The organism is Thermodesulfovibrionales bacterium (assembly GCA_035686305.1).
GTDB lineage: Bacteria > Nitrospirota > Thermodesulfovibrionia > Thermodesulfovibrionales > UBA9159 > DASRZP01.
In genome coordinates this window covers 23,674-46,993 of the sequence record DASRZP010000124.1, presented here as the reverse complement: position 1 = coordinate 46,993, position 23,320 = coordinate 23,674, and the positions used below count along the sequence as shown (strand labels likewise).

The following is a 23,320-nucleotide window of genomic DNA, read 5'->3' as shown; positions in this document are numbered from 1 at the left end:
GCAGGTATCCGGGATTTCCGCTTTCACGATCTTAGGCATACCTTTGCCAGTCAATCCGTAATGGCCGGGGTTGACCTAATATCCGTAAGCAGACTGTTAGGTCACAAGGATATCAAAATGACTCTCCGCTATGCTCACCTTGCCCCCAGTCATCAGGTCAAGGCTATCGACATCCTTGACCGGGCACTAAACGGAACCGCCGTTTCTCCCTCCGAGGAAAAGCCCTCCATTCGTCAACTGACACAAAAAGTGCACAATTTCCAAAATCAAGGGGTTGCCGTAAATGCCTAACCCCTTGATTTTTAATGGTAGGCGGAACAGGGATCGAACCTGTGACCCATGCCTTGTAAGGGCATTGCTCTCCCAGCTGAGCTATCCGCCCGGACGAGAAGTCTTATTAAACACCAGGAAAAGCCCTTTTGTCAATTACGTGAGCTGGAAGGGAACCAGTTATAACGAGTATAATAAAGAGAATCCGGCGCGATGCATACAGAACTCATAACAATCAATTACCCCGTAACGCCTTACGTCAGAGCAAACCATGATGCCCTCCAGCTTTCGAGGATCGACCAGGACGGGATTGTCGGTTATAAGAAGGCAGACACTTTCCCTCAAGCCACGGAAAATGAGAGTCCCTTCCGAAGAGGAGTCGCATTTTGGGACGCAGCCTCTGAGCGAAGAACGACGCAGATCCTGATAGAGAGAGTAAGAACCTCCTCAGCAGCGGAGGAGGCGATAAATGCATACCAGCGGGTGCAGGAGAGTGAACTGCGGTTCAAATCGAGGCTTGTTGACCTCTACGCGTGAGCAAGGGAGATAGCAGGGGTGTGTGAATTCTGCACGAAACATGGGGACGGAAAGATCTGGTATAAGAACGCTGCCAATTATGCCGATGACCTTGTCTCCGATCTCAGACGACGGAAGTACATCGAAGAATTTCTTGAGACCACCATCCAGGATGGATTCAATACGCTCGGACGTCTCGAAGCCCTTTACAGGAAAAAAGGCCGTCTGAAGGATTCGCTGAGAGAAGGCATGGTGAGCAGGGCCAAGAGAGAACATTTCGGCCAGGTCCTTCCGATCGAAGATGTCCGCGATCTCGTCATGAAGGCAGAGACAGTAGTCCGCATGCCATGCGCCTGTCGCTGGACTATGGAAAAGAAAGAAGAGAGGTGCTGCTACGGGATCAGTTACGGCCCCAATGCCTGGTACGACAATATCGACATGGGTTATTTCGGCAAGGCGCCGGCAGAGGGTCTTGAATCACTGGACCGGGAAGAGGCTGTGAAGCAGATGGCCGGGCTCGAAGAGAGCGGGACGATCCATACGATCTGGACCATGGTTACGCCCTTTATCGGCGTTGTTTGCAATTGTTCGGCCCAGGATTGCATTGCGCTGAGGACGAGGTCGGGCATTGGCGTGGAGATCATGGCAAGAGGAGAGTATGCGGCGACCGTCAACGAAGGGCTCTGCGAAGGGTGCGGTCTCTGTGAGACGCGCTGTCAGTTCGATGCCATAGGGAGCGTACGGGAAAGCGGCAGGACCGTGGCTCGCATTGATCCGAAAAAATGTTTTGGCTGCGGACTGTGCCGTAACGTCTGTATGCCTTCTGCCATTTCCCTCGTTTCCCGCTGAATGCCAACCTGAGTCAGAAGCAAGCCTCCCGATGCAGGGCACTTAGTTTGGAATCCGCTCCAAAAGCCATTGAGCGACCCGCCGGTAATCATAGGCCCCATTGGAGTTCGGAAAATAGAGCACAACGGGCAGCCCTCTGCCCGGCGCCTCGGCGAGGGAGACGTTCTCGCGGACGGAGGGGCTAATTCCACCCGGAAGAACTTTTTCCATCATCGCAAGGAACTCTTCGTGTATGCGCCGGCGTGCTTGGGCTCTGCACGGTATTATCGCACGGACGGTGAGGACAGGATTATCCGAGCGGAACGAATTTACGGCTTGCATCATCTGGGTCAACCCGAGGTAGGAAAGATGATTTGCCTCCACAGGGATGAGGACATGAGCGCTCGCCTTTAAGGCGTTCATTGTGAAGATGCCTAAACTGGGGGGGCAGTCGGCGATGACAAAGTCCCATTCTCCCTCGGTGTATCTGAGGCACCTCATCAAGAGTTCGCTGGCGGCAGTTCCAACAAATCTCTGTCTCGCTTCCGCAAGCCTATGCCCTGCCGGTACGAGGTCTACGCCCTGCGCCTTGGTTGACACAACGGGCAAGGCTGCTGTCTGCTGCAAGGCATTAAGGAGTGCGGTCCCGTCGTCTGTGATTCCGAAGGATACCGTTGCGCTTCCTTGGGGGTCGAGATCAATGACAAGGACCCTTTTCCCGATCTCACCCCAGCAAGCAGCGATGTTCACCGTCGAGGTAGTCTTCCCAACGCCGCCCTTATGATTTACGATTGCCACAACCTGTTGCATGTCCCCTCCCTGAATGAGTTCTTATGGATTGACGGATATTCTCGAAGCCACATCGCAATGGTGCCATGAGGTCCCCAGACTCACAAATGAGTGAAGGCATTATAGCCGATTCACGGAGACAAATGCTACGTGGAGGACACTGCCCAAATCCGGCGATAGAATTTGGCATATCCTCCATCTGAGGCCTACGAATGCGCTTTTTAAACCGGCGCAATCTTTAAAAAGCGCATTCGGACCCCTTCGTCGATCCCTTTATCACGCAAGGTGTGATTTGCCTCTCGAAAACCCCTTTCCAGGACAAACCTCTCCTCTCAAGAAGCCAAATTCAAGTCTCGCAGTGGGCGGTTACGCAAAGACCATACATCGTTTACGCGTCTGATGATATACATTCAACTTCTCCCACGTTCTGGCAAGCAAAAGTCACAGCCTCCTCCCGTGCCGCACCACCTTTCCCGCGATCCCTATCAATGACCACCTGGCTACCCGCACGAGTACGGCTTCTATTATCGATTCAGGGCACATTAACGAGAACGGTTCGGGCAAGGTCCTGCTGCGAACCTCTTGCCCGAATCATAGCAAGGACTCGAAAAAGACGGCCTAAGCCTTCTTGATCAGACGCAACAGAAACAACAAAATCACGGCGCCGATGGTCGCAACGATCAAACTGCCGAGCAGCCCGCCTCCGGGGAAAATGCCCAGAGTACGAAAAAGAAAACCACCGAGGAGCGCACCGATTACCCCGACAATGATGTCTCCGATGACGCCAAACCCGCCGCCCCTCATCAATTGTCCCGCTAACCATCCGGCAGCCAAACCAATCAGGATAAACCAGAGAAATTCCATATGACCGCTCCTCCTTTCGAACCTTTGGTCAACAGACTGCGAAACCTGATGCAGAGAGGACAACATTCGAGCCTTGCAGCCCCTGTGCATTTTTCGGTCTTCGTCTTTCTCCTTTCGCCTTATGCCGTTGGTCCTGATTTCAGTATCGCAGAAAAAGAACAGCTGTCAATCCCCGGTGGCTTCATAGTCATCCGAAAGGGTGTTTCGGTGGCGGACTCTGCCGCAATGTCCGGATTCCACCAGAGATTTCGCTCGACCTCTTGATGCTCCTCATCTTGCACGATCTCAATTTTCTGCGATAATGAAGAGAGCAATCTTGAGAAACCTCGTGAAAGGTTTAACGGTGAAACAATTATAGAGGGGGCTTGACGAGTATGGGGTATAAAGTGTTAGTTACCGATCAGATTGAAGAGATGGCGGTGACAATTTTACAGGACGTGAGTGAGGTTGACTATAGACCTCTTCTGTCCGCTGAGGAGCTGAAGGCAGTCATCAAAGATTACGATGCTCTCATGATCAGAAGCTCTTCGAAAATCACGAAGGATGTACTTTCTGTTACAGACAGACTGAAGATCATCGGCAGGGCGGGTGTCGGTGTGGATAATGTCGATATCGAAGCTGCCACAGAAAAAGGGATCGTTGTGACCAACTCTCCTGAAGGCAATACAGTAGCAGCCTCGGAACACACCATAGCCTTAATGCTCTCCATGGTGAGACATATCCCCTCTGCCGATAGTTCCATGAAGGAAGGCAAATGGGAAAGGTCGAGGCTGAGAGGCAAGGAGGTATTTAACAAGAATGTAGGCGTTATCGGGTTTGGCAAGGTGGGAAGCAGAGTGGCATCGATCGTGAAGGCGATGGGTATGAAAGTGTTCGTGTATGATCCCTTTGTCGGCAGAGATCGGATAGAAGAACAGGGCGTAAACTATGCTGCGTCACTTGATGAGGTGTGGAAGTTGGCGGATTTCATTACCCTCCATATCCCGAAAAACAAGGACACCCTCAACCTGATTAATAGAGACTCGATTCTGAAAATGAAGAAAGGCGTGAAGATAATCAATTGTGCCAGAGGCGGAATAATAAACGAGGCCGATCTTGCTGAAGCGATACAAAAGGGCTGGGTTGAAATGGCTGCTATAGACGTTTTTGACAAAGAACCTGTCGAGGATTCCCCGCTTTTGAGCCTTGGCAGTAAAGTTGTTCTTACCCCGCACCTGGGGGCAAGCACAGAAGAGGCACAGATCAACGTCGCTGTTGATGTCGCCGAGCAAATTCGCGATTTCTTTCTGGGGGTGCCCGCGAGAAGCGCCGTGAATATCCCGGCGTTCAGACCTGAGACACTCGAGCCCGTGAAGCACTATATGGCCCTCGCTGAAAACCTCGGAGCTCTCGTGAGGCAAATTACGAACGGCACAGCACGGGAAGTGGAAGTTGTTGCGTGCGGCGACCTCGCTCAATTCGACCTCGCTCCCCTGGCAGTGGCGGTCACGAAGGGGATACTCTGTTGCAGCAGTGAGGGAGTGAATTATGTGAACGCCCTCAGGTCAGCGGAGAGAAGGGGGATAGGCATTAAGAAATCGACGTCGACTGATTCAGAAAGCTATGTAAGCCTCTTGAAAGTGGTTCTGACTACTGATAAGGAAGCGAATAAAACTGCAGGGACCATGCTTGAGAAGGACATTCCGAGGATTCTGAGATTGAACGGATATCACACGAGTATCGAGCCTGCAGAGCATATGCTCGTTTTGCCGCATAAAGACAAACCGGGTATGGTTGCGCAGGTTGCAGCGGTACTGAGCAAGGAAAATATTAATATATCTATGATGCAGGTAGGAAGAAAAGATCGTGCGCAGATAGGCGGTGAATCCGTAATGATTCTGAATGTTGATGAACCCGTCAACGATAGTGTTTTGAAGCAACTACAGAAGATAGACGGCATCTATAGCGCAAAGTATGTCAATTTGACGGCCAAATAATGGTACATGCGCTGTTCCGTCGCAAATGCGATCGCAGAATATAATTTGAAGACGTTCCAGTAAGAGAGATCGAAGGGTAATAATTCAGTATATTAAAGACGGTCTCACAGGGGATGGTGTCGACAGCGAAGACAGACGGATGATTTTCGATTGACACATGCGTGTCGTTCAATCGCTGACAGATTGCAGTCTTTGCAAAGTCCTGTCAAGTTTCTTTGGGAAAGCAACGTTTCTTCTTCTGCTATCCGCTGTCGTTAACACCGACAAGTCGACTCTGGCAATCTTTTGACGGGAGCAAGATTTCCGATAATACCCTTCACTTTTCGGAGGCATGCACGTTTGCGGAGTACATGTGGAACTGTGGAGCCAGCCTCTTTCAAGACCTTTGTGGATTTTCCCATATTTTACCCAAACCGCCTTTTGTCCGTAATAACACAAAATACCCAAACTGATTAAACAATACAGCTCGATTTAAACCAACCTTTTTCTTTTTTATGGAAACAAAATGTGCCAATATCAACCCATGATTGGGGAAAACACCTACCGTGTATCACTCTTGGCCAAAATAGATTTATGAGTTGAGCCCTGATTTGGTATAACAGTTCTGGGAAGAACAAAAAACCAAAGGAGGGCTCAACATGAGTGTATTTTGTAGCATATTCAGCCAATTGTTGCAATGGTTTCCGCGGAAGGAGTTTCAGTTGGTGGCAAAGAAGCATCAGGCGGAGCGGCATGCGAAGGGATTCAGCAGTTGGGGGCAGTTTGTGAGTATGCTGTTTTGTCAGTTGGGGAAGGCTCAATCGCTGAGGGAGATCGTTAACGGCCTGATGAGCTGTGAAGGAAAGCTGAAGCATTTGGGCATCGAAGCTCCGAAACGGACAACGCTTGCGTATGCCAATGCGCACCGTCCGTGGGAAATGTACCAGGATCTGTTCTTGGCCCTCCTCGGTCGGTGCAAAGGAGCCGTGACGGGGAAGAAGAAGTTTCGGTTCAAAAACAAGCTGATGAGTCTTGATTCCTCCCCCATTGACTTGTGCTTGAGTCTCTATGATTGGGCGAAGTTTCGCAGGAGAAAAGGAGCGGTGAAGCTTCATCTTGTGCTCGATCACGATGGTTACTTACCCTCTTTTGCCGTAATTACCGAAGGGAAGATTTCCGATGTAAGGGTTGCTCATACGATTCAATTCGATCCCGGAACCATAGTGGTGGATGACCGGGGATATAACGATTACGTCCTCTTCGGCAAATGGACGGCCCAGGGAATATACTTTGTAACCAGAATGAAAGACAACGCCGTGTATGACGTCGTCGAGACCAGAGAAGTTCCTCAAAACCGTCATATTCTTAAAGATGAGATTATCCGTCTGACAGGAGTAAAGGCAGAGGAAAAGTGTCCGTATCTTTTGCGTCGAGTGGATGTGTATGATCCTGAAGCTGACAGGGTGTTTGCGTTTCTGACGAATCATCTGCAGCTTGGTGCCTCTACGGTCAGCGCAGTATATAAAGACCGGTGGCAGGTGGAGTTGTTTTTCAAGGCACTGAAACAAAACCTCAAGATCAAGACGTTTGTGGGAACAAGCGCCAATGCGGTGAAGATACAGATTTGGACAGCACTGATAGCAATGCTCATCTTGAAATATCTTCAATTGAAATCACAATACAACTGGTCGTTATCGAACTTGGTCTCTCCGGTGCGGATGAATCTCTTCACCCATCGGAATTTGTGGGCTTGGCTGGACAGTCCCTTTGAAACATTACCAGTGACTTACGATCCCGACCAGATGAGGTTCTTTTTCGCGTGATTTGGACAGCACAGATGAGAGAACCTCATTTTCAGATCGTCAAAATCCGTCTAAAAAGTCGTATGTTTCAAAGAGGTCTTATATAGGCCACAGTTATCTTGGACAGCAATGTCTTGATATATTAAAATAGATCATAAAGGAGACATGATGCCAAGTCGGAAGCGGTAATTACTCGCTGCGGGATTGTTCATATTGTTGATGGGATTCATATCATGGAGATGAATAATGGCAAGAATTATACTTAAACTTTACATTTCGGGGAGGACTCCGCGAACTGAGCGTGCAGTTGCCAATCTAAGCCGCATACTTGACGCCCTTCCGGCTGCTGATTATGAGTTCAGTGTCTGCGACGTGGTGGATCAACCCCAGGCGGCCGAAGAAGATAAAATTCTTGCGACTCCTACACTTATCCTTATTTCTCCTCCCCCGGCCAGACGTATAGTCGGCGATTTCTCCGAAACTGAAAAAGTTTTCTCTTACCTCGGGTTGCCACTTCAGCCTCCATTAAAGCGAGAGGAGCCGGCATGATCAGATCTACGCCGGTGTAACAGACGCATGGAAAAATCTGATTCCATATTGCGCATACTTCTGCAGTCTGCGGCAGAGTGCATCATTATCGTGAACAGACAGGGACGGATTGTCTTTGCAAATAATAGGACATTGGATCTCTTCGGCTATCGGTCAGAAGAGTTGATCGGTAAGGTAGTGGAAGTCCTGGTGCCGGACCGGGTGCGCGAGATCCATGTAGCTCGCAGAAACGGGTATCTGACCAATCCCCGTAACCGTCCTATAGGGCTGGGGCTCGATCTTTCAGCGAGGAAAAAGGACGGCAGCGAATTTCCAGTCGAAATTTCTCTAAGCCACGCAGGAGAAGGGGCTGACCTGATGGTTATGGCATCTATAAGCGACATTACCGAACGCAAACTGTTGGAGGAAGCGAGGGCCCAGCTTATGGAACGAAGGATCGCTGAACTTGAGACGACGCTCCGTGCTTTCGAAGAGATTTCGCAGCCTCCGGCAGCCTCGGTGACGGCGCGCATGATGGGAGTGATGCCTCTTAGAGACTCCGCCCCTGCCGTTTTTGAGGACATGGTCGAAGGGTATGGCAGGATTATGGAGGAATCTATTGAGCGACGGATTTTCAAAATCGAAGGGAATCTTTCAAATGCGATCGATGATCTTGGAAACCGACTGGGTTTTCTTAAGGCGACCGCGCGCGATGTGGTAGATCTTCATAGTGCGGTATTGAAGAATAAAGGCAGGAACGCTTCCCCGGCTCGGATGAGAGGCTATATTGAAGAGGGACACTTCCTCCTAATTGAACTTCTCGGTCGTGTAACGACTTATTACCGAAATCGGGCATTCGGAGGCGGGGAGGTGAAGACTCAAAATAAGATCGGGCTGCCTAAAGGAGAAGAAAATGCCACATAGATATCATCTTAAGCTCTATATTGCTGGCAGGACTCAAAGGTCGGAGCAGTGCATCGTCAACCTGCATTCTATTTGTGAAATGGAACTGCGTGGCGAATACGAGTTGAGTGTCATCGATGTCCTTGAGAACCCGCAACTGGCTGAAGATGACAAGATTCTGGCAACGCCGACCCTGATCAAAAAATTGCCTCCTCCTATGAGGAGACTCATCGGTGATCTTTCAGAAAAGGAAAAGGTACTTATCGGGATGGACCTGAAGGACCTATAAACATATGCCTACAACAGGAGGATAAATAGATGGAAGGACATCAGGACATCGAGAAGCTTGCAACACATATCCCGGGTTTTGACCTGATAGCCGCCGGGGGCCTTCCAAAAGGGAGGACAACCCTGCTTGCTGGGTCATCCGGCAGCGCAAAGACGGTATTCGCGGCCCAGTTTTTGGCGGCTGGGATCCGTATTGATGAAAATGGCGTTTTCGTCACCTTCGAGGAACCTAAAGAGGATATCCGGAGCAATGTGAAAGGATTCGGCTGGGACATCAAATCATGGGAAAAGGAAGGCAAGTGGGCCTTTGTCGACGCCTCGCCCGAACCGAACCAGGAGGCGACGGTTGTTGGCGAATACGACTTCGGAGCGCTGCTGGCCCGTGTCGAGTATGCTGTAAAAAAAACAGGGGCGACGAGATTGTCCATGGACTCTGTAGGCGCCATTTTTACACGTTTCAGCAATCAGGGCGTTGTCCGGCGCGAGCTCTTCCGGATTGTCGCTGCCCTAAAGGAAATGGGGGTGACGGCACTCCTTACGGTGGAGAGGATCGAGGAGTATGGAGAAATCTCTCGCATCGGTGTTGAAGAGTTCGTGGCGGATAACGTTATTATCCTGCGAAACGCTCTTGATGAGGAGAAACGGCGGCGGACGATAGAGATCCTTAAGTTCCGCGGGGCATACCACCAAAAAGGTGAATGGCCATTCACAGTTTCTTCCGGTGAGGGCGTTGTGGTATTGCCGCTTTCGGCCATCGAACTCACCCAGAAATCTTCGGATCAGCGAGTCTTCTCCGGAAATGAGGAGCTGGACGGTATGTGCGGCGGCGGTTTTTTCAGGGATTCTGTAATCCTCGTCTCAGGGGCTACCGGAACCGGCAAGACCTTATTAGCCACCAAATTCCTGGCAGGCGGTGCATCACAGGGAGAGAAATGCCTCATGCTTGCCTTTGAGGAAAGCCGCGAGCAGCTTATCCGAAACGCACGCGGATGGAGCGAGGACTTCGTAGGTATGGAGGAGGCTGGTCAACTTAAGATCATCTGTTCTTACCCTGAAATAGCCAGTCTTGAGGAGCACCTTATCGAGATCAAGGATGCTATAGAGGAGTTTCGGCCTAATCGGCTTGCAGTCGACAGCCTATCGGCTCTTGAGCGTGTGGCAACTGTAAAGGGGTACAGGGAATTCATCGTAGGGCTGACTTCCTTTGTTAAACATAGGGAGATCGCAGGTCTCTTCACAGTTACCGCACCCACTCTTCTGGGGGGTACATCGATAACTGAATCTCACATATCGACTATTACCGACACCATAATTCTGCTTCGCTATGTAGAAGTATACGGCGATATCAGGCGCGGAGTGGTAGTGCTGAAGATGAGGGGATCGAAACATGAGAAAGAGATCCGTCAATTTACGATTGACGCCAAGGGCATGCATATCGGCAGACCTTTCAGGGGAATTTCCGGCATACTGTCGGGAAACCCGGTCCAGGCCGGCGCCGACGAAATCGAGCGTTTGAATGAGCTCTTCAAGACTGAGTGAACAGGCGGCAAGCGGAAGAGGAGCCTTATGGCAGAAGATGAGGAAAAATTAAGGGCCCAACTGGAAGAGCTGAGGACTGCGCTCAAGGCCTCTGAAGCGCTCTTTTGTAATGTCATCAACAAAAGCGCCGATGGTATCCTTATTATGGACAAGAAAGGCCGCATTCTTTTTGTGAATCCCACAGCTGAGCAGATGTTCGGACGAAAGGCGGGCGATCTGCTGGGGGAGGAATTCGGATATCCAGTCTTGGCCAATGAGAAGACAGAAATAGAAATTTTGCTCAGAGGGAAACAGCGGGTAGTAGTAGAGATGCGGATAACGGAAACCGAATGGGAAGGTGAAGATGCTTCTCTGGCTGCCCTCCGGGATATCACCGAACGCAAGATGATGGAGGAACATCTGACCCGTTTGACAGGGGAACTGGCCAGTTCTAACAAGGATCTCGAACAGTTTGCTAATATCGTTTCTCACGACATACGGGCTCCCCTTCGATCGATAAAAAGCTTCTCCGAGATCCTGGCGAATGATTATAGGGGCATTATGGACGAAGACGCCGGGAAGATGCTGGACCGCATCATACGCGGCGCGGTGCGGATGGAACAAATGGTGAACGCCATTTTGTCGTTCTGCAAAGTCGGAAAAAGTATTGAGACGGTCGACCTCGATTTTGAGTCGATCCTTGTTCAAGCGATGGAGAACCTTCAGGTTGTCATTGAAGAAAAGAGGGCGATCATAACTCACGATCCCCTCCCCCGGGTCATGGCGGACCAAACACAAATGATTTTGTTGCTCCAGAACCTTCTTGGCAATGCAGTCAAATTTTCTAAAGGCACTCCGCAAGTGCACGTATCTGCCGTTCGTCATGGAAGTGAGTGGATCTTCTCTGTAAAAGACAATGGCATAGGAATAGACCGGAAGCAATTTGACAGGCTATTTGTATTGTTCCAGCGCCTTCATACCGAAGAGGAATATCCCGGCACCGGCCTGGGTCTTGCCATGTGCAAGAAGATAGTTGAGGGTCACGGGGGAAGGATCTGGGTGGAATCAGAGCCCGGAAAGGGGTCGCAGTTCTATTTTACGATTCCCTTTTATTGAACTGGTATGATGCAAAGCTGTCATCATCGGCCCAAAGGGCACTAACTGGTAATGTGATGGAAGAAAAAGAAAAGATAAGAATCCTTCTCATAGAAGACAATCCTGACGATGCGATGCTCGTTGAAATGTTGCTAAAGACGGACCGGGGGATATTTGATGTCGAGCTGGCAGACACTCTTGCAAAGGGGCTGAAACGCATTAAAGAAGGGCAAATCGATGTTATCCTTCTGGACCTAATGCTTCCCGACAGCGTCGGCTTTACTACCTTTTCCAAAATGCAGTCCGAGGCTACATCCATCCCTATAATTATAATGGCAAGTCTGAATAATGAATCAATGGCTACCAGAGCCATTAGGAAAGGAGCCCAGGACTATTTTGTAAAAAGTCAAATTGGTCGCAACAACCTTGAACGAGCAATAATGTATGCGGTGGTACGGCATGCAGGCGAAGGGAGAAAGATCACCGTAGAGCAACTGAAGGGTTTTGACGGGCAGGAAGGCAGGCGCGCATACATCGCATACAAAGGAAAGGTCTTTGACGTATCGGATAGCAAACTTTGGAAGAACGGGCTGCACGGCGCGCTGCACTCTCCTGGCAAAGATCTGACCGAAGAATTCAAGAGCGCTCCTCATGGTGAAGAGGTGCTGTCAAGAGTGACGTCTGTAGGAGAGTTTATCAAAGAAGAATATTTTGCACAAAGATTTCTAACAGTGCTCGAGCGGCTGCATCCACATTCTATAACAGTCCATTTCGCTATCGCTTATTCCATTGCAGTGTCCGCTTTTTCGCTTCTTTATCTCTTCAGCGGAAACAGCTCCTTTGAGAGGGCTTCATTTTATATGCTCGTCGGTGGGTTCTTAGCTGTGATGGTTGCCGGAATTTCGGGGGTTCTCTCCTGGAAGATTGCTTACGAGGGGAAAATGACTCCGATTTTTAGAAGAAAGATAATATTTACCGTAATATTGGCGATTGTCGTCACGGCGGCATTAATGCTTCGGGTAGTAAACCCGGTTATTCTTGTTGAGGAAACGGTGCTTAAATATGCCTATTTGACGATGCTCCTGATTCTGACACCAATCGTTATTGTGCTGGGCCACGCAGGCGGAAAGATTGTTCACCCCTGACGCACGATTAATTTATAATACTATTAGGAGCGCGATATATGGTAACAAAGAAGGTTCTTCTCATAGAGGATAGCCTCGCCGATGCCGAGCTCGTCAGGATAATGTTGAAAAAGGCCGATGGTCAGATTCAACTGAGTAACGCCAATAGTCTTTCAGTTGCCTCTTCTCTTCTGGATGCGGATTCTTTCGATGCCGTACTTGTCGATCTTAACCTTCCCGATAGCGCGGGTCTTGACACCCTTCGGAGTATCCTGGGTAAGACCATACATTCAGCCGTTGTGGTTCTGACCGGCATTGACGACGATATGAGCGGGGAAAGTGCAATCGAGCAGGGGGCGCAGGATTATGTTGTAAAGGGCCATTTCACGGCAGACGTGCTCCGTCGAGTTCTGCATTTCGCGATAAACCGTAAACATGTTCAATTGCGTCTTCAGAAAATAGAGGAACTCAGCGAGGCTCGCAATAGGATTACAGATCTTATTATGTCGACGCGGGACATCGAAGAAATTATGAACCGCTGCGTCAGCGAGGCAGCCAAATCTATTGGCGAGGCGGCCCTGATAGGCCGATATGAAGAAAGAGGTTTTGTCGTCAGATATAGCTACGGACTTCTCGATGAATTAAGGGACTTCGTACTGCCGAGGAAAGAGTTCAGGGCCTTTGGCTCCCTGGAAAAGGACGGAATACCGATCATATCGGTCGACGCCCAGACAGATGACCGTCTTAATCCACAGGCTGCAAAGAGGTTCGGTGTTCATGCAGCGATGTTTTTCCCTCTTTATGTGGACCGTTCCGTCGCGGGGGCGCTCGCATTCTTCAATTTTTCGGACCGCATCTTCGACGACATTGAGATCGATTCAGCACGCAAGATATCTACCTCCATCTCCCTTTCCCTTGAAAATGCGGAGCTCTATGAGGAATGCAGGATAGCTGCGGATAATCTTAGAAGGAAATCATCCGAACTTGAACTGAGCAATAGAGACCTCGAACAATTCGCCTCAGTTGCATCCCATGATCTTCAGGAGCCGCTTGTCTCCCTTGCGAGTGCTATCAAACTCAGCCTTAAGCGATTGAAAACAGGGGTTAACGACGAGGCGATTGAGATTCTCTCTGATGCAATGGGCAACGCTGAGAATCTGCAAAAAATGGTTCAGAGCCTTCTTTCGTATTCCAGAGTAGGCAGGCAGCCGTCTTTTGTGAATTCGGATATAACAAAAATTCTGGAAATTGCCGTTAAGAATCTCAACTCCATGATCGAAAAATCATCAGCTTCTGTCACCCATGGTTCGCTTCCGGAACTCTTCGTTGACCCAGTGCTTATATCTCTTCTCTTGCAGAACCTTATCGGTAATGCGATAAAATACCGCTCAGAAATGCGCCCCGAGATCCATATAGCGGTTGAATTGCAAGCAGACGAACATACCTTTTGTATAAGTGATAACGGGATCGGCATCCCAACGGAATATGCTGGGGCGGTATTTCAGATGTTCAAGAGAATACCGGGGATGAAACGAACGCCCGGCAGCGGAATAGGGCTGGCCACATGCAAAAAAATCGTCGAACTGCATGGCGGAAGGATATGGGTGGAATCGGAGAAGGGAAAGGGTTCACGGTTCTACTTTACGTTGCCTGTGAAGAGGACATAGAGAGCCATGTCTTTTGGACGAATCCTCCTTCATTTTGCCAGGTACAGTTTTTTAACTTACAAAAAATAGGCGTTCTTGGCGGAGGACGGCAGCGAAGATAAGTGGATGAATTATTCGGGGGGCGGGAACGAGAAATATGCAGAGTTTCGCCGAAAGCCTTGCGTCAACGAAAACCTGATTGGTGCGTCTTAGAGGTGTACATCTCACCTTCAAAGAATCTCTTCGACATAAAATTCCAAAAGAATCTCACACCAATGTCGGAAGACTGACAATCTCAGATTCAGGAAGGACAGGAAATCAGTGAGAGTGCACAAACCTATCGAGGTTTCTTTCGGAAGTGGGTAGAATTGGCGAGATCTCCCAGGCGAGAAGTATTCGCACGTAAGAGTTGCGGGATAATCAGCCATTGTCTGTAAGACTAACCCCTAACAACTACATAATCATATCCGGCGTTATCATCCATTGCAGGCGCCAGTGTGATCTTTCGTCTCTTTCGAGACAGAGCACAGAAGACGGCCTGAACGCAACGATATCCTTTTCTCCATCTCCGCAGAGGAGCAGGGATGCAAGCTTCCCGAGATGCGGCATATGTCCGACGAGCATGAGGTCGTCCGTCAGGTACTTCAGACGGTCATCCCACGTTCCAGGATCATCGAGCGGAGATAATCCATCGGTTTCTGTAAATTCTTTGTAACTTGCCGCGGTAAGATGTTCTGCGATTATTTCGGCTGTCTGTTTCGCCCTCAATTTCTTACTGTGGAGAATCTGATTTACCCTTATCTTCATCCGGGACAAGTGGGAGGCAGTTGCCTTCGTGGCAGAGATTCCCTGTTCAGAGAGAGGCCTTGCCGGATCCCCCTTCTCCTCCTCGGCTTCACCGTGGCGAACGAGATAAAGAAGCATTGAGCACCTCTTGTTCAAAGAATCACATGAGTATTACAAGGGTGGTCCGGATCATTAGCCCTCTTGCTTCCCTTCAAGAGAAGTATATCTGACTCCTAACGAATGTCAAGTTCTGACGATAAGGTTGACCCAATCGAAATTCACGCTGCACATGGAAGAGAACAGGGCGCTCTTGCCCTTGCGATTGTCACGCATAAGCAGCAGGGTTATGAAGCTCCTCTCCCTGCTGACTACTCTGAAGGCAATAAATAATGCTTAGGCCTCTATTTGGTCAGGGAAAATGTGATGTCAGAGCGTGACGTCAAACTCCCGCTCCTGCTCGCCGAAGATGAATCGTCTCCTCAGAACTTTGACCTTAATCGTCTCTCCTGTCTTCTTGTAGAAAAGGAATATCTGGATGTCATCGACGCTGGTGATCTTCTTCCCGTCGAGGGAAAGGATGGTATCACCACTCCTCAGCCCTGCCTTTTCAGAAACGCTCTTTTCAGGGAAGGCCGTGATCTTCACCCTTGTGTCTTCCTCCTTCAGGAGTGCCATGAGCTTGGGGGCATGAACAATGTCGAGGCTCTTCGGGAAGAGGACAAAATCAGCGATCCCCGGCTCTCCCGAGGTATCATTGAGAGTTAATGCGTAATCGAGGCCGTTTCTCCTGAAGGTCCTCCTGGGAATGCCGGAGCCGAAGGCAAGATGTCCTCCGCCCGCAATGACCACGATCTGACGGTCAGGGTTCTTCTTTAGATAGTCATCGATGGACTGTGACATGATCTCATCCCAGATCACCTGGGACTGGTAAAAATTGTCAAAGTTCTTGCTTTCTGCGCCCTCATGCCTCTCAAAGATCGCCCTCAGTCTCTCTCTGTATGCCTCATCGGTCATGTCCATGGCATCGGGCAGTTCCTTCTTCTCGTCTTCAGTGAGGGAATCTATCCCGCTCCTCGACACCTTGCTCACGATCTCTTGTCTGATATTCAGGGCTATCACCGGTATCTTCTCGTCCCTCGCAAACCTCAGGATGTTCTTGTAATGGTTGTAATCAAACCCCCACCGCTTGAAATACTCTGAAGACTTCAGGAACTCAGGCTCTTCGATGCTCCCCTCGATATAGTCATCGAGGGCCTTCTGGAAGGGTCTCTGAAACATCTCCATGCCGATGGCGATCCTTGGATTCTTTTTGAAAAGACCCCTGATCAGTTCAAGCTCTGCCATATGATCTTCATACCTGTCGTGCTCTTCTCCGACATAGACGATCCTCTTTCCGGAGACCTTCTCGATAATGTCATTGAGGGTCAACGCCGTTGCGACCTGAAAGCCGGTAACGTTCTCCTTCAGCGGAATACTCCAGCCCCTGTCACTCTCTGCGATCTTCTTTTCACTGTTCCTCCCTTCTCTAAAGAGGAGCAGGCTGTATTTCCCAAAGTGAGTGATCTTCCCCAGCGAGGCCTCGACTTCATCACGGGAATCGGTGTCGACGATCGCGATCACCTTGGAGGTGTTAAGAGGGTTCTTTCGGACAGTGATCGACAGTCCGTTGGAAGGAGCGTCTGTTTTTCCGAACAACCGTTTGAGAAGAGGATTCTCGTGATCGAGGACAACGACGGAAGCTGTCTTTATGTCCTCATCCTTGATCTCCTTCAACCTTTTTGCCGCATAGCCTCTTCCCTTGAAGAATTCCACAGCTCCTCTGTAGAGATCATCCTTTCCCTCAACGGGGAGCGCAAGGAGCCCTTCTTGTTCACTGAGGATCTTTGCGATGACTGGAGGAGTCTCGTCTTTCGAGAGGCTCCTGAAGAGGTCATAATTCTCATCGATTGCCAGTCTCTCGGGATTCCCGTCAACAGAGATTTCAAAACTCTGTCTTGTGTCCCTGACCTTCAGGATCTGTCCCGTCTCTCCCCTCTCTGCCTTGACTGAGACGGGGACGTCAAGGGAGTACTTCTGCCCTTTCTGGATGATGTCGAAGGAGACGAGGGAGTGAAGGCCCTTCGGGCCTCTTGTCGTATCCATGACCTCGAAGAGCGGTGATCCCTTTCCGTCAACCCATTGCTTGAAAAACCAGCCGAGCTCCATGCCGGCGATCTTCTCAAAGGCAGTCTCTATGTCTCCCCAGGAGGCCTCCTGGAATTGTTTCGTCTCGACAAGCTCCCTCAATGACCGGTAAAAGAGATCCTCTCCGACGAGTCCCCTGAGCATGTGGAAGACCATGGCTCCTTTTCCATAGCCGACGGCCCGCGATGCAAAGTCCGTTCTCGTCCTGAAGTCCCTGAGGGTGATCTCCTCTTCCGGACTGACGTAGCTATCGTAATCGGTCATGATCTGTTTTCTGTATTGCCATCCCCTGCCTTCCTGTTCTTCGTAGAGATGGTCGGAGAGATAGGTGGTGAGCCCTTCAGCCCAGTTGCCTTTTTCGTAATCGATATAGACAAGGTTTCCGAACCATTGATGGAGTATTTCGTGGCCGAGGGAAGTCTTGACGATAAACGGAAGTCGAACAACATCCTGTCCGAGGAGTGTGTATGTCGGCATCGAATATCCTGTCTGGAGGAAGTTCTCGACAACGGAGAACCTCTTGAAGGGGAACTTGCCGATCATCCCCTCATAGAGCGACAGATACTTTTTTGTGTATTCGATGTAGGTATCAGCGAGACCGATGTCCTCGGGAAAAAAGTAAGCATACAATTCGATGCCGTTATGGATGTCTGTCCTGACGGCGTACCTGCCTGCGATAAAATTTACGCCATTCACAGGATGAGGAAAGAAAAAGGAGAAGAGCTTCCCCTCAGGTCTCTCGTCTACCACGATCGTTTCAGCCTCCGAAAGGGCCGTAAAATCTTTGGGGACGAGGGCACTGAGCCGATGGGTGAAGAGTCCTTCAGGAGATGGATACCAGGTATTCGTGAGAAACATGCCCCGTTCATTTATTACGCAGGGGCCGTCCTTGTCTGAGGCACACTGAAACTCAATCTCTATGGCGCTCCCCCGTGTCGTTTTCACTTTCAGCGTTCCGTCTTTTATTACAGGCTCAAGAAAGCTCCCGTTCAGCCTCAGGGAGCGTATCTGCAGCAACCCTGTATGAATCACGGTCTCGCCGTCGCGATGTACGCTAATCACCGTAGAGCCCTTCATCAACGCTCCCCCGGAATCAAAGGATATGGACGTCGTAACATCGGGGAGATCCGCGGAGAATGAGGGCAGAGCACTCATGAGAAGGAGCGGACAGACGAGTGCCGAGACTGCCGGGAATGACCGTAGTGATCTCTGAAAAAGGCCTTTCATAATGACACTATAGCAAAAATTCCTCTCCATGAGAATCTGATGTGGATTCACCGGCTACACAGCTATGAAACATCGACCAGCGTTGATAAAAACCCGGTTCCGGCAGGACGACTCACGAATCGGGTGACGACTAAAGTTTTCCCGAAAAAGACCGATAGAATAGCTGTAATCTCCCGTTAAGGCTGTTCAGGTTAGTGAGGGAGAAGGGCCTCGGGGGGCCGGTTTCGGGTGGTCTACTTCTATGGCCACTCGAAACCGTTTTCTCACCACTCCGAGCTGATGTCCGGCTGTCGTTAGGGCTCGTCCGCTGCTTATCGGCAGAACCTCCCTATGGTGATCCTCACGGGGGAAATGACTCATACCGGATCGATATCACAAAATATGCCGTTGTTCCGTTCGGTCTCGACACCACGATTTCGTCACCCTCTTCCCTGCGCAGCAACGCCTTTGCCATGGGTGAGTCAATGCTGATAGACTTTCTTTCAGAATCGATCTCATCAGGACCGACAATACGATACTGGCATACGTTTCCGTCACTGTCCTCAAGTTTCACCCATGCGCCAAAGAATATCCTTGACCTGTCGTCAGGCACCCTGTCTACAACGACCAGCTCGTTCAGTCTCCGTGCAAGGAAACGTATACGCGAATCGATCTGTCGCAACTGTTTTTTGCCATAAATATACTCTGCGTTTTCAGAACGGTCCCCCATTGCGGCTGCTTCAGCAACAGCCTGAGTAACCTGGGGCCGTTTAATCTGCCAGAGATAGGACAGTTCCTCATGCAAACGCCTCTGTCCTTGAGGTGTGATATATGCTGAAGCTCGTGTTTTTCTCTGGTGAGGTCCTGTCGTCATTCCTCTATCCTGCGCCTTTTGCTCGATCGTCATGAAAGACAACGGGTGAACGGAGCCTCTTCTTTTTGGATATGGCCCTCTTTTCAGCCAACATCTTTTCCTTTGCCCTCTTCGATCGTTTCCTCTTCTGACGCCTGATCTTCTCTATCCTCAGTCTCTCCGCGCTCTCCTCACCCTTGATCAATTCCTCAATCTTTCTCGCGAGGATTACTCTTGCCCTGTAGCGGTTCAGGGCCTGCGAGCGTTCTTCCTGGCACTTCACCTCGATACCGGTGGGAACATGCTTCAGATAGACACAGGTCGAGGCCTTGTTCACCTTCTGGCCGCCCTTGCCCCCTGAACGCACAAAGGACTCCTCGATTTCCTCCTCACGGATGTTCAGGGTATCCATCTTCGCCTTCAGATCCCTTTCCTTAGACCGGCTCACCGAAAATAGGCTCATGGACTACATTGTACCACTTTTTTTCACTTCTCTCCTCACCATCCCCTTTTTTGTCGAGTTCTCTTCTGCTATGATGTATCTATCAGACACCATGCGGGTGAGGTGTTGACAAATGATATCAGGAAGGGAAAGGAGGGAAGAAGATGAAAAGGTATGTAAGTTTCTTCATGGCGACCATTCTCTGCCTGTCTGTTTTTGCGTTTGGCCTGGCTGAAGCTGAAGGGGCGGACTGGAAAGTCCTCCGGCAAGACACCTATGGAAATTCCTTCTCCTATGATACTGCGAGTGTGAAGAAGGGTGAGACGAATACGGTCAAAGTTTGGGCCAAAAGCGACGGCGCAAAATATCTGTACGAGATCGATTGTAAGGGAAAAAAAGCTCGGCTTCTCGAAGGGACGGGTTCCGCCGGGTCAGAATGGTTTGCTGTTAAGGGGGGATCAGGAGATGAGATGCTTTTTCAAGAGGTCTGTCCGTAATTGAGCATCTGACACTCTCTTGAGCTTGCTTTTTATGGTTCAAGTGGTTTAGACTGATTCTATCATAGAGATAAACCAGTCCTGGATCTCCTGACAAAACCCAACCCGAACGGTTCAGAAAGCAGATGGACCAACCTCATTGAGGATATATACAGCGACAGCCGAGTTAACGTTCTGCTCCATGGGTGCAGTTCAGGCTGTCACGCAGGATGTGTGCAGGAGAAAGAGTCAGCTCCTGCCGACGTCTGAGGAGGTGTTTATGGTGAAGAAGAATGTGAAAGGCTTTGCGGTGATGGTCTTCAGGAAGATATTGCTGGTGACCCTTGTCCTTTCATGTCTCATCGTGATCCCGGGGTTTGCGCTGGTATTTGCAGCGAGAGACCTGGCCAAACCGCTCCATGCTGTTTATCAGGCAGGAAAGATGAACCCTGTCATCCTGGAATGGATGAGGAACAACTCCGGGATGCCCGAGGAAATCCTCTCGGAAGTTTACCGTGCTGCGGTGCGCAATGGTAACGCTGATCTGATACTGGCCATCTGCATGGTAGAGTCCAACTTCAACCCGAAGGCGAAGAGCAAACAAGGCGCCATAGGCCTTATGGGTATATCACCATGGGCCTGGCTTGACGAACTGAAGGCTCAGGGAATCGTGCGCGAGAAACAAGACCTTTACCAGATATCCGAGAATATAGCCTCAGGTGCGTATGTGCTGCAGAAGTATCTGTCGAGGGGCAAGACCCTTGAGAAGGCCTTAATAGATTATGTTGGAGGGGATCCCGAATATGCGCGCAAGGTCATGAAAGCCCTTGGCGAACTGTATCTGGCAAAGTGGGCAATGCCTGATTCAGCCTAAGTTCCGGGGACAGTTATTCTGTCGGTTCGATGGTTGAGAAGTGTAACAGGTTTCATTCTGCGGAGAGATGACCGCCTTCATCCGTAATGCCGGGAGAATTTCAATCTCTTGTCCACCTGCAAGGGGCTGTATAATGAGATTGTGAGGAGGCAGCACTTCCCTTTCGAAGAACAGCTATGAAGAAACGGATAGTCATTATTGGTGGCGGTTTCGGTGGGCTGGAGAGCGCCCTCTCCCTTTGGGAGATCCTGGAGTCGCAGGCTGACATCACGCTTATTGACCGAAACGCCTGCCATTCCTTTATCCCTTCGATCCACGAGATCATTTCCGGCAAGGTCGGTGCACGGGATATCCAAATTCCTCTTTCCGTTGTGCTCAGTCCTACAACCGTCACGTTTCTTCAGGACGAGGTTGTTTCCATAGATCCTTGGAATCGGCAGGTGATAACGCCTTCACGGGTCATGGAGTTCGACTATCTCGTTCTGAGCAGTGGTGCAGAGGACAACTTCTTTGGCGTACCTGGAGCTGCAGAGTTCTCCCATCCCTTCCGCAGTCCTGAGAGCGCTGAACGAATCTCTGCAACCGTAAAGGGGCTTTTGAAGAATGAAAAGAGACCATGCCGACTCATTGTAGCGGGAGGGGGCACGGAAGGGGTAGAGGTGGCCGGGGAACTCTTAGATCTGGTCAGGGAGACAGGCTCGGAACACGATATGGCTTCGGGCAGAATTACGGTGGCCTTGATCGATAGAAGCAGGCTCCTCAATACTTTTCCTGTGAAGGCCCAGGACTTCGTGGAGGAATATCTCTCGCAGCGCGGGGTGAAGATCTTCGCGGGGAGCAGGATCACGGAGGTTCGCAAGAGGGAGGTCGTCCTTGATCCTGGAGCGCGTTACGGCATGTCCGTCCTGATATGGACAGGCGGCCTTCAGCCTTCAAAATTGCTCAGGGGACTGCCGCTATCGAAAGATGACCAAGGGTGGCTTCGGGTGACGGAGAGTCTTCAGTCGCCGGATACTGATCGCATCTATGGCGTTGGAGATGCAATCAGCATGTATAATGAGCGAGGTGCCGTCGCCTTGTCACGTCTCGCCTATCATGCACTCGATCAGGCGCGTGTGGCGGGCCGCAATATTGCAAATCATATCAGGGGACGCAGGACAATTGCATACTCGCCGAAGACGAAACCGCAATTGCTCTCTTTGGGAAAGGACATGGGGATTTTCGTCAGGGGAGAGTACGTCTTTTCAGGTCAATCTGTCGTCCTTCTGAAAAAAATGGTTCAGATAAGGCATATCATGACGTACCTGACAAGACCGAGCGTTTCGGCTCTTTCGGCGAAGCTCCGGGAACCGAAGCTCCGTTATCTCATGCGATGGCTTCTGCCGATATAGGACTTCGCCAAAGGTATACGTGCCTGACGGAAAGGGCGTCGACCATGAAAAGCGTTATCAGGACGATCGGGACAGAGAAGATATTTGAGGCTTTGCATCCCCTAAGGAATGATCACGATATCCTCTATCCAGTAAAGTCTGCATCTCTTGTCGCCCCTGTACTCAACAATCGCCTTTATACGTTTTCCCGATAAGGCTGCCGGCGCTTCTCCGGTAAAGAACGACAGGGACCGGTCTTTTTTGTCCCTGAGGAAGTTCTCGTAGTTGGCCACATCTTCTACCTCCTCAACATATACCATGATCAGATACAGGACTCCCTTCGACCCTGAACAGGTGAGGCCTGACGGAGCAACCCTGCTTTCGAGGACGGTGCCCTTTATGACTGACCTGCTGAATACCGGCGATGTCCCGCCAGCGGTGCCATCGTCCTTTTTGGGAGACCCTGATGGTTTGGCCTCCCTCGTTTCCCGGGGCCGAGGTTCCTTCAGGTCAGCCGGCAGGCCTTCGCCGTATATATCAATGATGTTTGCATCCTTTATAGGGACCTTAAGGATGACAGCTCCCGGCAGCTGCGGCCTGAGTCTATTGAGCAGCGACAATGCCGATTCCTTGTCGTTGAACCTGCCGAGCCTCACGGAAAAAAGGTCGCCGATCTTCTCTACCCTGAGGTAAGCAAGGTCATCGTCCGGTAGTCTCTTTTTGAGGATTCTGAACTGTCTTTGCGCCGACTCAAGAGTACCGTGGCTTGCTATCTGAATGGAGTAGTATTCATCTTCAGCGTCTGGGGAGCGGGCGGAGATGAGGAATATCCCGCCGACGAGCACAAAGAGTATCAGACAACTCCTCATCCTCATATTAGAACCCTTCAATCATTGTTCCTCAATAATCGGGCAACAGACAGGATTTGTCAAGGGAGGGTCAATCTTTCCGCCGTGGTCCTGGTATCCTCTGCTCCCTCGCAAAATCAGTAATGGGGGAAGAG

Annotated in this window: 22 protein-coding genes and 1 tRNA gene; 15 read left to right on the top strand and 8 right to left on the bottom strand. The window is 50.3% G+C overall.

Annotated features, from left to right (window positions below; all coding sequences use genetic code 11):
• On the top strand, nucleotides 1–291 hold a 291-nt coding region (locus VFG09_14115), incomplete at its 5' end, for a tyrosine-type recombinase/integrase (GenBank protein HET6516291.1).
• A gap of 15 nt (nucleotides 292–306) precedes the next feature.
• Here the strand turns inward: VFG09_14115 and VFG09_14110 are convergent.
• A tRNA-Val gene (locus VFG09_14110) sits at nucleotides 307–382 on the bottom strand.
• Between the two features lie 101 nt (nucleotides 383–483).
• Between VFG09_14110 and VFG09_14105 the strand changes: the two genes are divergently transcribed.
• Both VFG09_14105 and VFG09_14100 read left to right on the top strand, forming a co-directional pair.
• Nucleotides 484–807, top strand: a complete 324-nt coding sequence (locus VFG09_14105; GenBank protein HET6516290.1) for a hypothetical protein — start codon at nucleotides 484–486, stop codon at nucleotides 805–807.
• An 18-nt stretch (nucleotides 808–825) separates the two neighbouring features.
• On the top strand, nucleotides 826–1,635 hold the full coding sequence (locus tag VFG09_14100; GenBank protein HET6516289.1) for a 4Fe-4S binding protein: 810 nt from the start codon (nucleotides 826–828) through the stop codon (nucleotides 1,633–1,635).
• Between the two features lie 42 nt (nucleotides 1,636–1,677).
• On the opposite strand, the gene VFG09_14095 is transcribed toward VFG09_14100, so the two are convergent.
• Both VFG09_14095 and VFG09_14090 read right to left on the bottom strand, forming a co-directional pair.
• Nucleotides 1,678–2,424: a ParA family protein gene (locus VFG09_14095; GenBank protein HET6516288.1), complete on the bottom strand. Its 747-nt coding sequence runs from the start codon at nucleotides 2,422–2,424 to the stop codon at nucleotides 1,678–1,680.
• Nucleotides 2,425–3,021: 597 nt separating this feature from the next.
• Nucleotides 3,022–3,267, bottom strand: a complete 246-nt coding sequence (locus VFG09_14090; protein ID HET6516287.1) for a GlsB/YeaQ/YmgE family stress response membrane protein — start codon at nucleotides 3,265–3,267, stop codon at nucleotides 3,022–3,024.
• Between the two features lie 374 nt (nucleotides 3,268–3,641).
• Between VFG09_14090 and serA the strand changes: the two genes are divergently transcribed.
• From serA to VFG09_14045, 9 genes are all read left to right on the top strand, one after another.
• A complete protein-coding gene (gene serA, locus VFG09_14085; GenBank protein HET6516286.1) occupies nucleotides 3,642–5,243 on the top strand; it encodes a phosphoglycerate dehydrogenase in 1,602 nt (533 codons plus the stop codon).
• Nucleotides 5,244–5,881: 638 nt separating this feature from the next.
• Entirely contained in the window at nucleotides 5,882–7,045 is a 1,164-nt protein-coding gene (locus tag VFG09_14080; GenBank protein HET6516285.1) for an IS4 family transposase, read from the top strand.
• Between the two features lie 225 nt (nucleotides 7,046–7,270).
• On the top strand, nucleotides 7,271–7,573 hold the full coding sequence (locus tag VFG09_14075) for a circadian clock KaiB family protein (protein HET6516284.1): 303 nt from the start codon (nucleotides 7,271–7,273) through the stop codon (nucleotides 7,571–7,573).
• Nucleotides 7,574–7,600: 27 nt separating this feature from the next.
• Nucleotides 7,601–8,476, top strand: coding sequence for a PAS domain S-box protein (locus tag VFG09_14070; protein ID HET6516283.1), 876 nt, complete (start codon nucleotides 7,601–7,603; stop codon nucleotides 8,474–8,476).
• Nucleotides 8,466–8,744, top strand: a complete 279-nt coding sequence (kaiB, locus tag VFG09_14065; protein HET6516282.1) for a circadian clock protein KaiB — start codon at nucleotides 8,466–8,468, stop codon at nucleotides 8,742–8,744. The genes VFG09_14070 and kaiB overlap by 11 nt, the downstream gene beginning before the upstream one ends.
• A 29-nt stretch (nucleotides 8,745–8,773) precedes the next feature.
• On the top strand, nucleotides 8,774–10,282 hold the full coding sequence (kaiC, locus tag VFG09_14060) for a circadian clock protein KaiC (protein HET6516281.1): 1,509 nt from the start codon (nucleotides 8,774–8,776) through the stop codon (nucleotides 10,280–10,282).
• 27 nt (nucleotides 10,283–10,309) lie between these two features.
• Entirely contained in the window at nucleotides 10,310–11,377 is a 1,068-nt protein-coding gene (locus tag VFG09_14055; protein HET6516280.1) for an ATP-binding protein, read from the top strand.
• A 56-nt stretch (nucleotides 11,378–11,433) separates the two neighbouring features.
• The gene (locus VFG09_14050) at nucleotides 11,434–12,501 is read left to right on the top strand and encodes a response regulator (protein HET6516279.1); all 1,068 of its coding nucleotides are present in this window, start codon (nucleotides 11,434–11,436) and stop codon (nucleotides 12,499–12,501) included.
• A gap of 38 nt (nucleotides 12,502–12,539) precedes the next feature.
• The gene (locus VFG09_14045) at nucleotides 12,540–14,147 is read left to right on the top strand and encodes an ATP-binding protein (protein ID HET6516278.1); all 1,608 of its coding nucleotides are present in this window, start codon (nucleotides 12,540–12,542) and stop codon (nucleotides 14,145–14,147) included.
• 432 nt (nucleotides 14,148–14,579) lie between these two features.
• Here the strand turns inward: VFG09_14045 and sixA are convergent, their stop codons facing one another.
• The 4 genes from sixA to VFG09_14025 all read right to left on the bottom strand — a co-directional run bounded on the left by sixA (nucleotide 14,580) and on the right by VFG09_14025 (nucleotide 19,603).
• Nucleotides 14,580–15,050, bottom strand: a complete 471-nt coding sequence (sixA, locus tag VFG09_14040) for a phosphohistidine phosphatase SixA (protein HET6516277.1) — start codon at nucleotides 15,048–15,050, stop codon at nucleotides 14,580–14,582.
• A gap of 288 nt (nucleotides 15,051–15,338) precedes the next feature.
• Nucleotides 15,339–18,353: a ChaN family lipoprotein gene (locus VFG09_14035; protein ID HET6516276.1), complete on the bottom strand. Its 3,015-nt coding sequence runs from the start codon at nucleotides 18,351–18,353 to the stop codon at nucleotides 15,339–15,341.
• A 310-nt stretch (nucleotides 18,354–18,663) separates the two neighbouring features.
• Complete coding sequence (gene greB / locus VFG09_14030; GenBank protein HET6516275.1) at nucleotides 18,664–19,176, bottom strand: transcription elongation factor GreB; 513 nt, start codon at nucleotides 19,174–19,176, stop codon at nucleotides 18,664–18,666.
• A 4-nt stretch (nucleotides 19,177–19,180) separates the two neighbouring features.
• On the bottom strand, nucleotides 19,181–19,603 hold the full coding sequence (locus tag VFG09_14025; protein ID HET6516274.1) for a peptide chain release factor-like protein: 423 nt from the start codon (nucleotides 19,601–19,603) through the stop codon (nucleotides 19,181–19,183).
• A 158-nt stretch (nucleotides 19,604–19,761) separates the two neighbouring features.
• Between VFG09_14025 and VFG09_14020 the strand changes: the two genes are divergently transcribed.
• The 3 genes from VFG09_14020 to VFG09_14010 all read left to right on the top strand — a co-directional run bounded on the left by VFG09_14020 (nucleotide 19,762) and on the right by VFG09_14010 (nucleotide 22,338).
• Nucleotides 19,762–20,094 carry a hypothetical protein gene (locus VFG09_14020; protein HET6516273.1) on the top strand — a complete coding sequence of 111 codons (333 nt, stop codon included), beginning with the start codon at nucleotides 19,762–19,764 and terminating at the stop codon, nucleotides 20,092–20,094.
• A 259-nt stretch (nucleotides 20,095–20,353) separates the two neighbouring features.
• Complete coding sequence (locus VFG09_14015) at nucleotides 20,354–20,947, top strand: transglycosylase SLT domain-containing protein (protein HET6516272.1); 594 nt, start codon at nucleotides 20,354–20,356, stop codon at nucleotides 20,945–20,947.
• 176 nt (nucleotides 20,948–21,123) lie between these two features.
• Nucleotides 21,124–22,338, top strand: a complete 1,215-nt coding sequence (locus tag VFG09_14010) for an FAD-dependent oxidoreductase (GenBank protein HET6516271.1) — start codon at nucleotides 21,124–21,126, stop codon at nucleotides 22,336–22,338.
• Between the two features lie 101 nt (nucleotides 22,339–22,439).
• Here the strand turns inward: VFG09_14010 and VFG09_14005 are convergent, their stop codons facing one another.
• On the bottom strand, nucleotides 22,440–23,192 hold the full coding sequence (locus VFG09_14005; protein ID HET6516270.1) for an SPOR domain-containing protein: 753 nt from the start codon (nucleotides 23,190–23,192) through the stop codon (nucleotides 22,440–22,442).
• Nucleotides 23,193–23,320 lie beyond the last annotated feature (128 nt).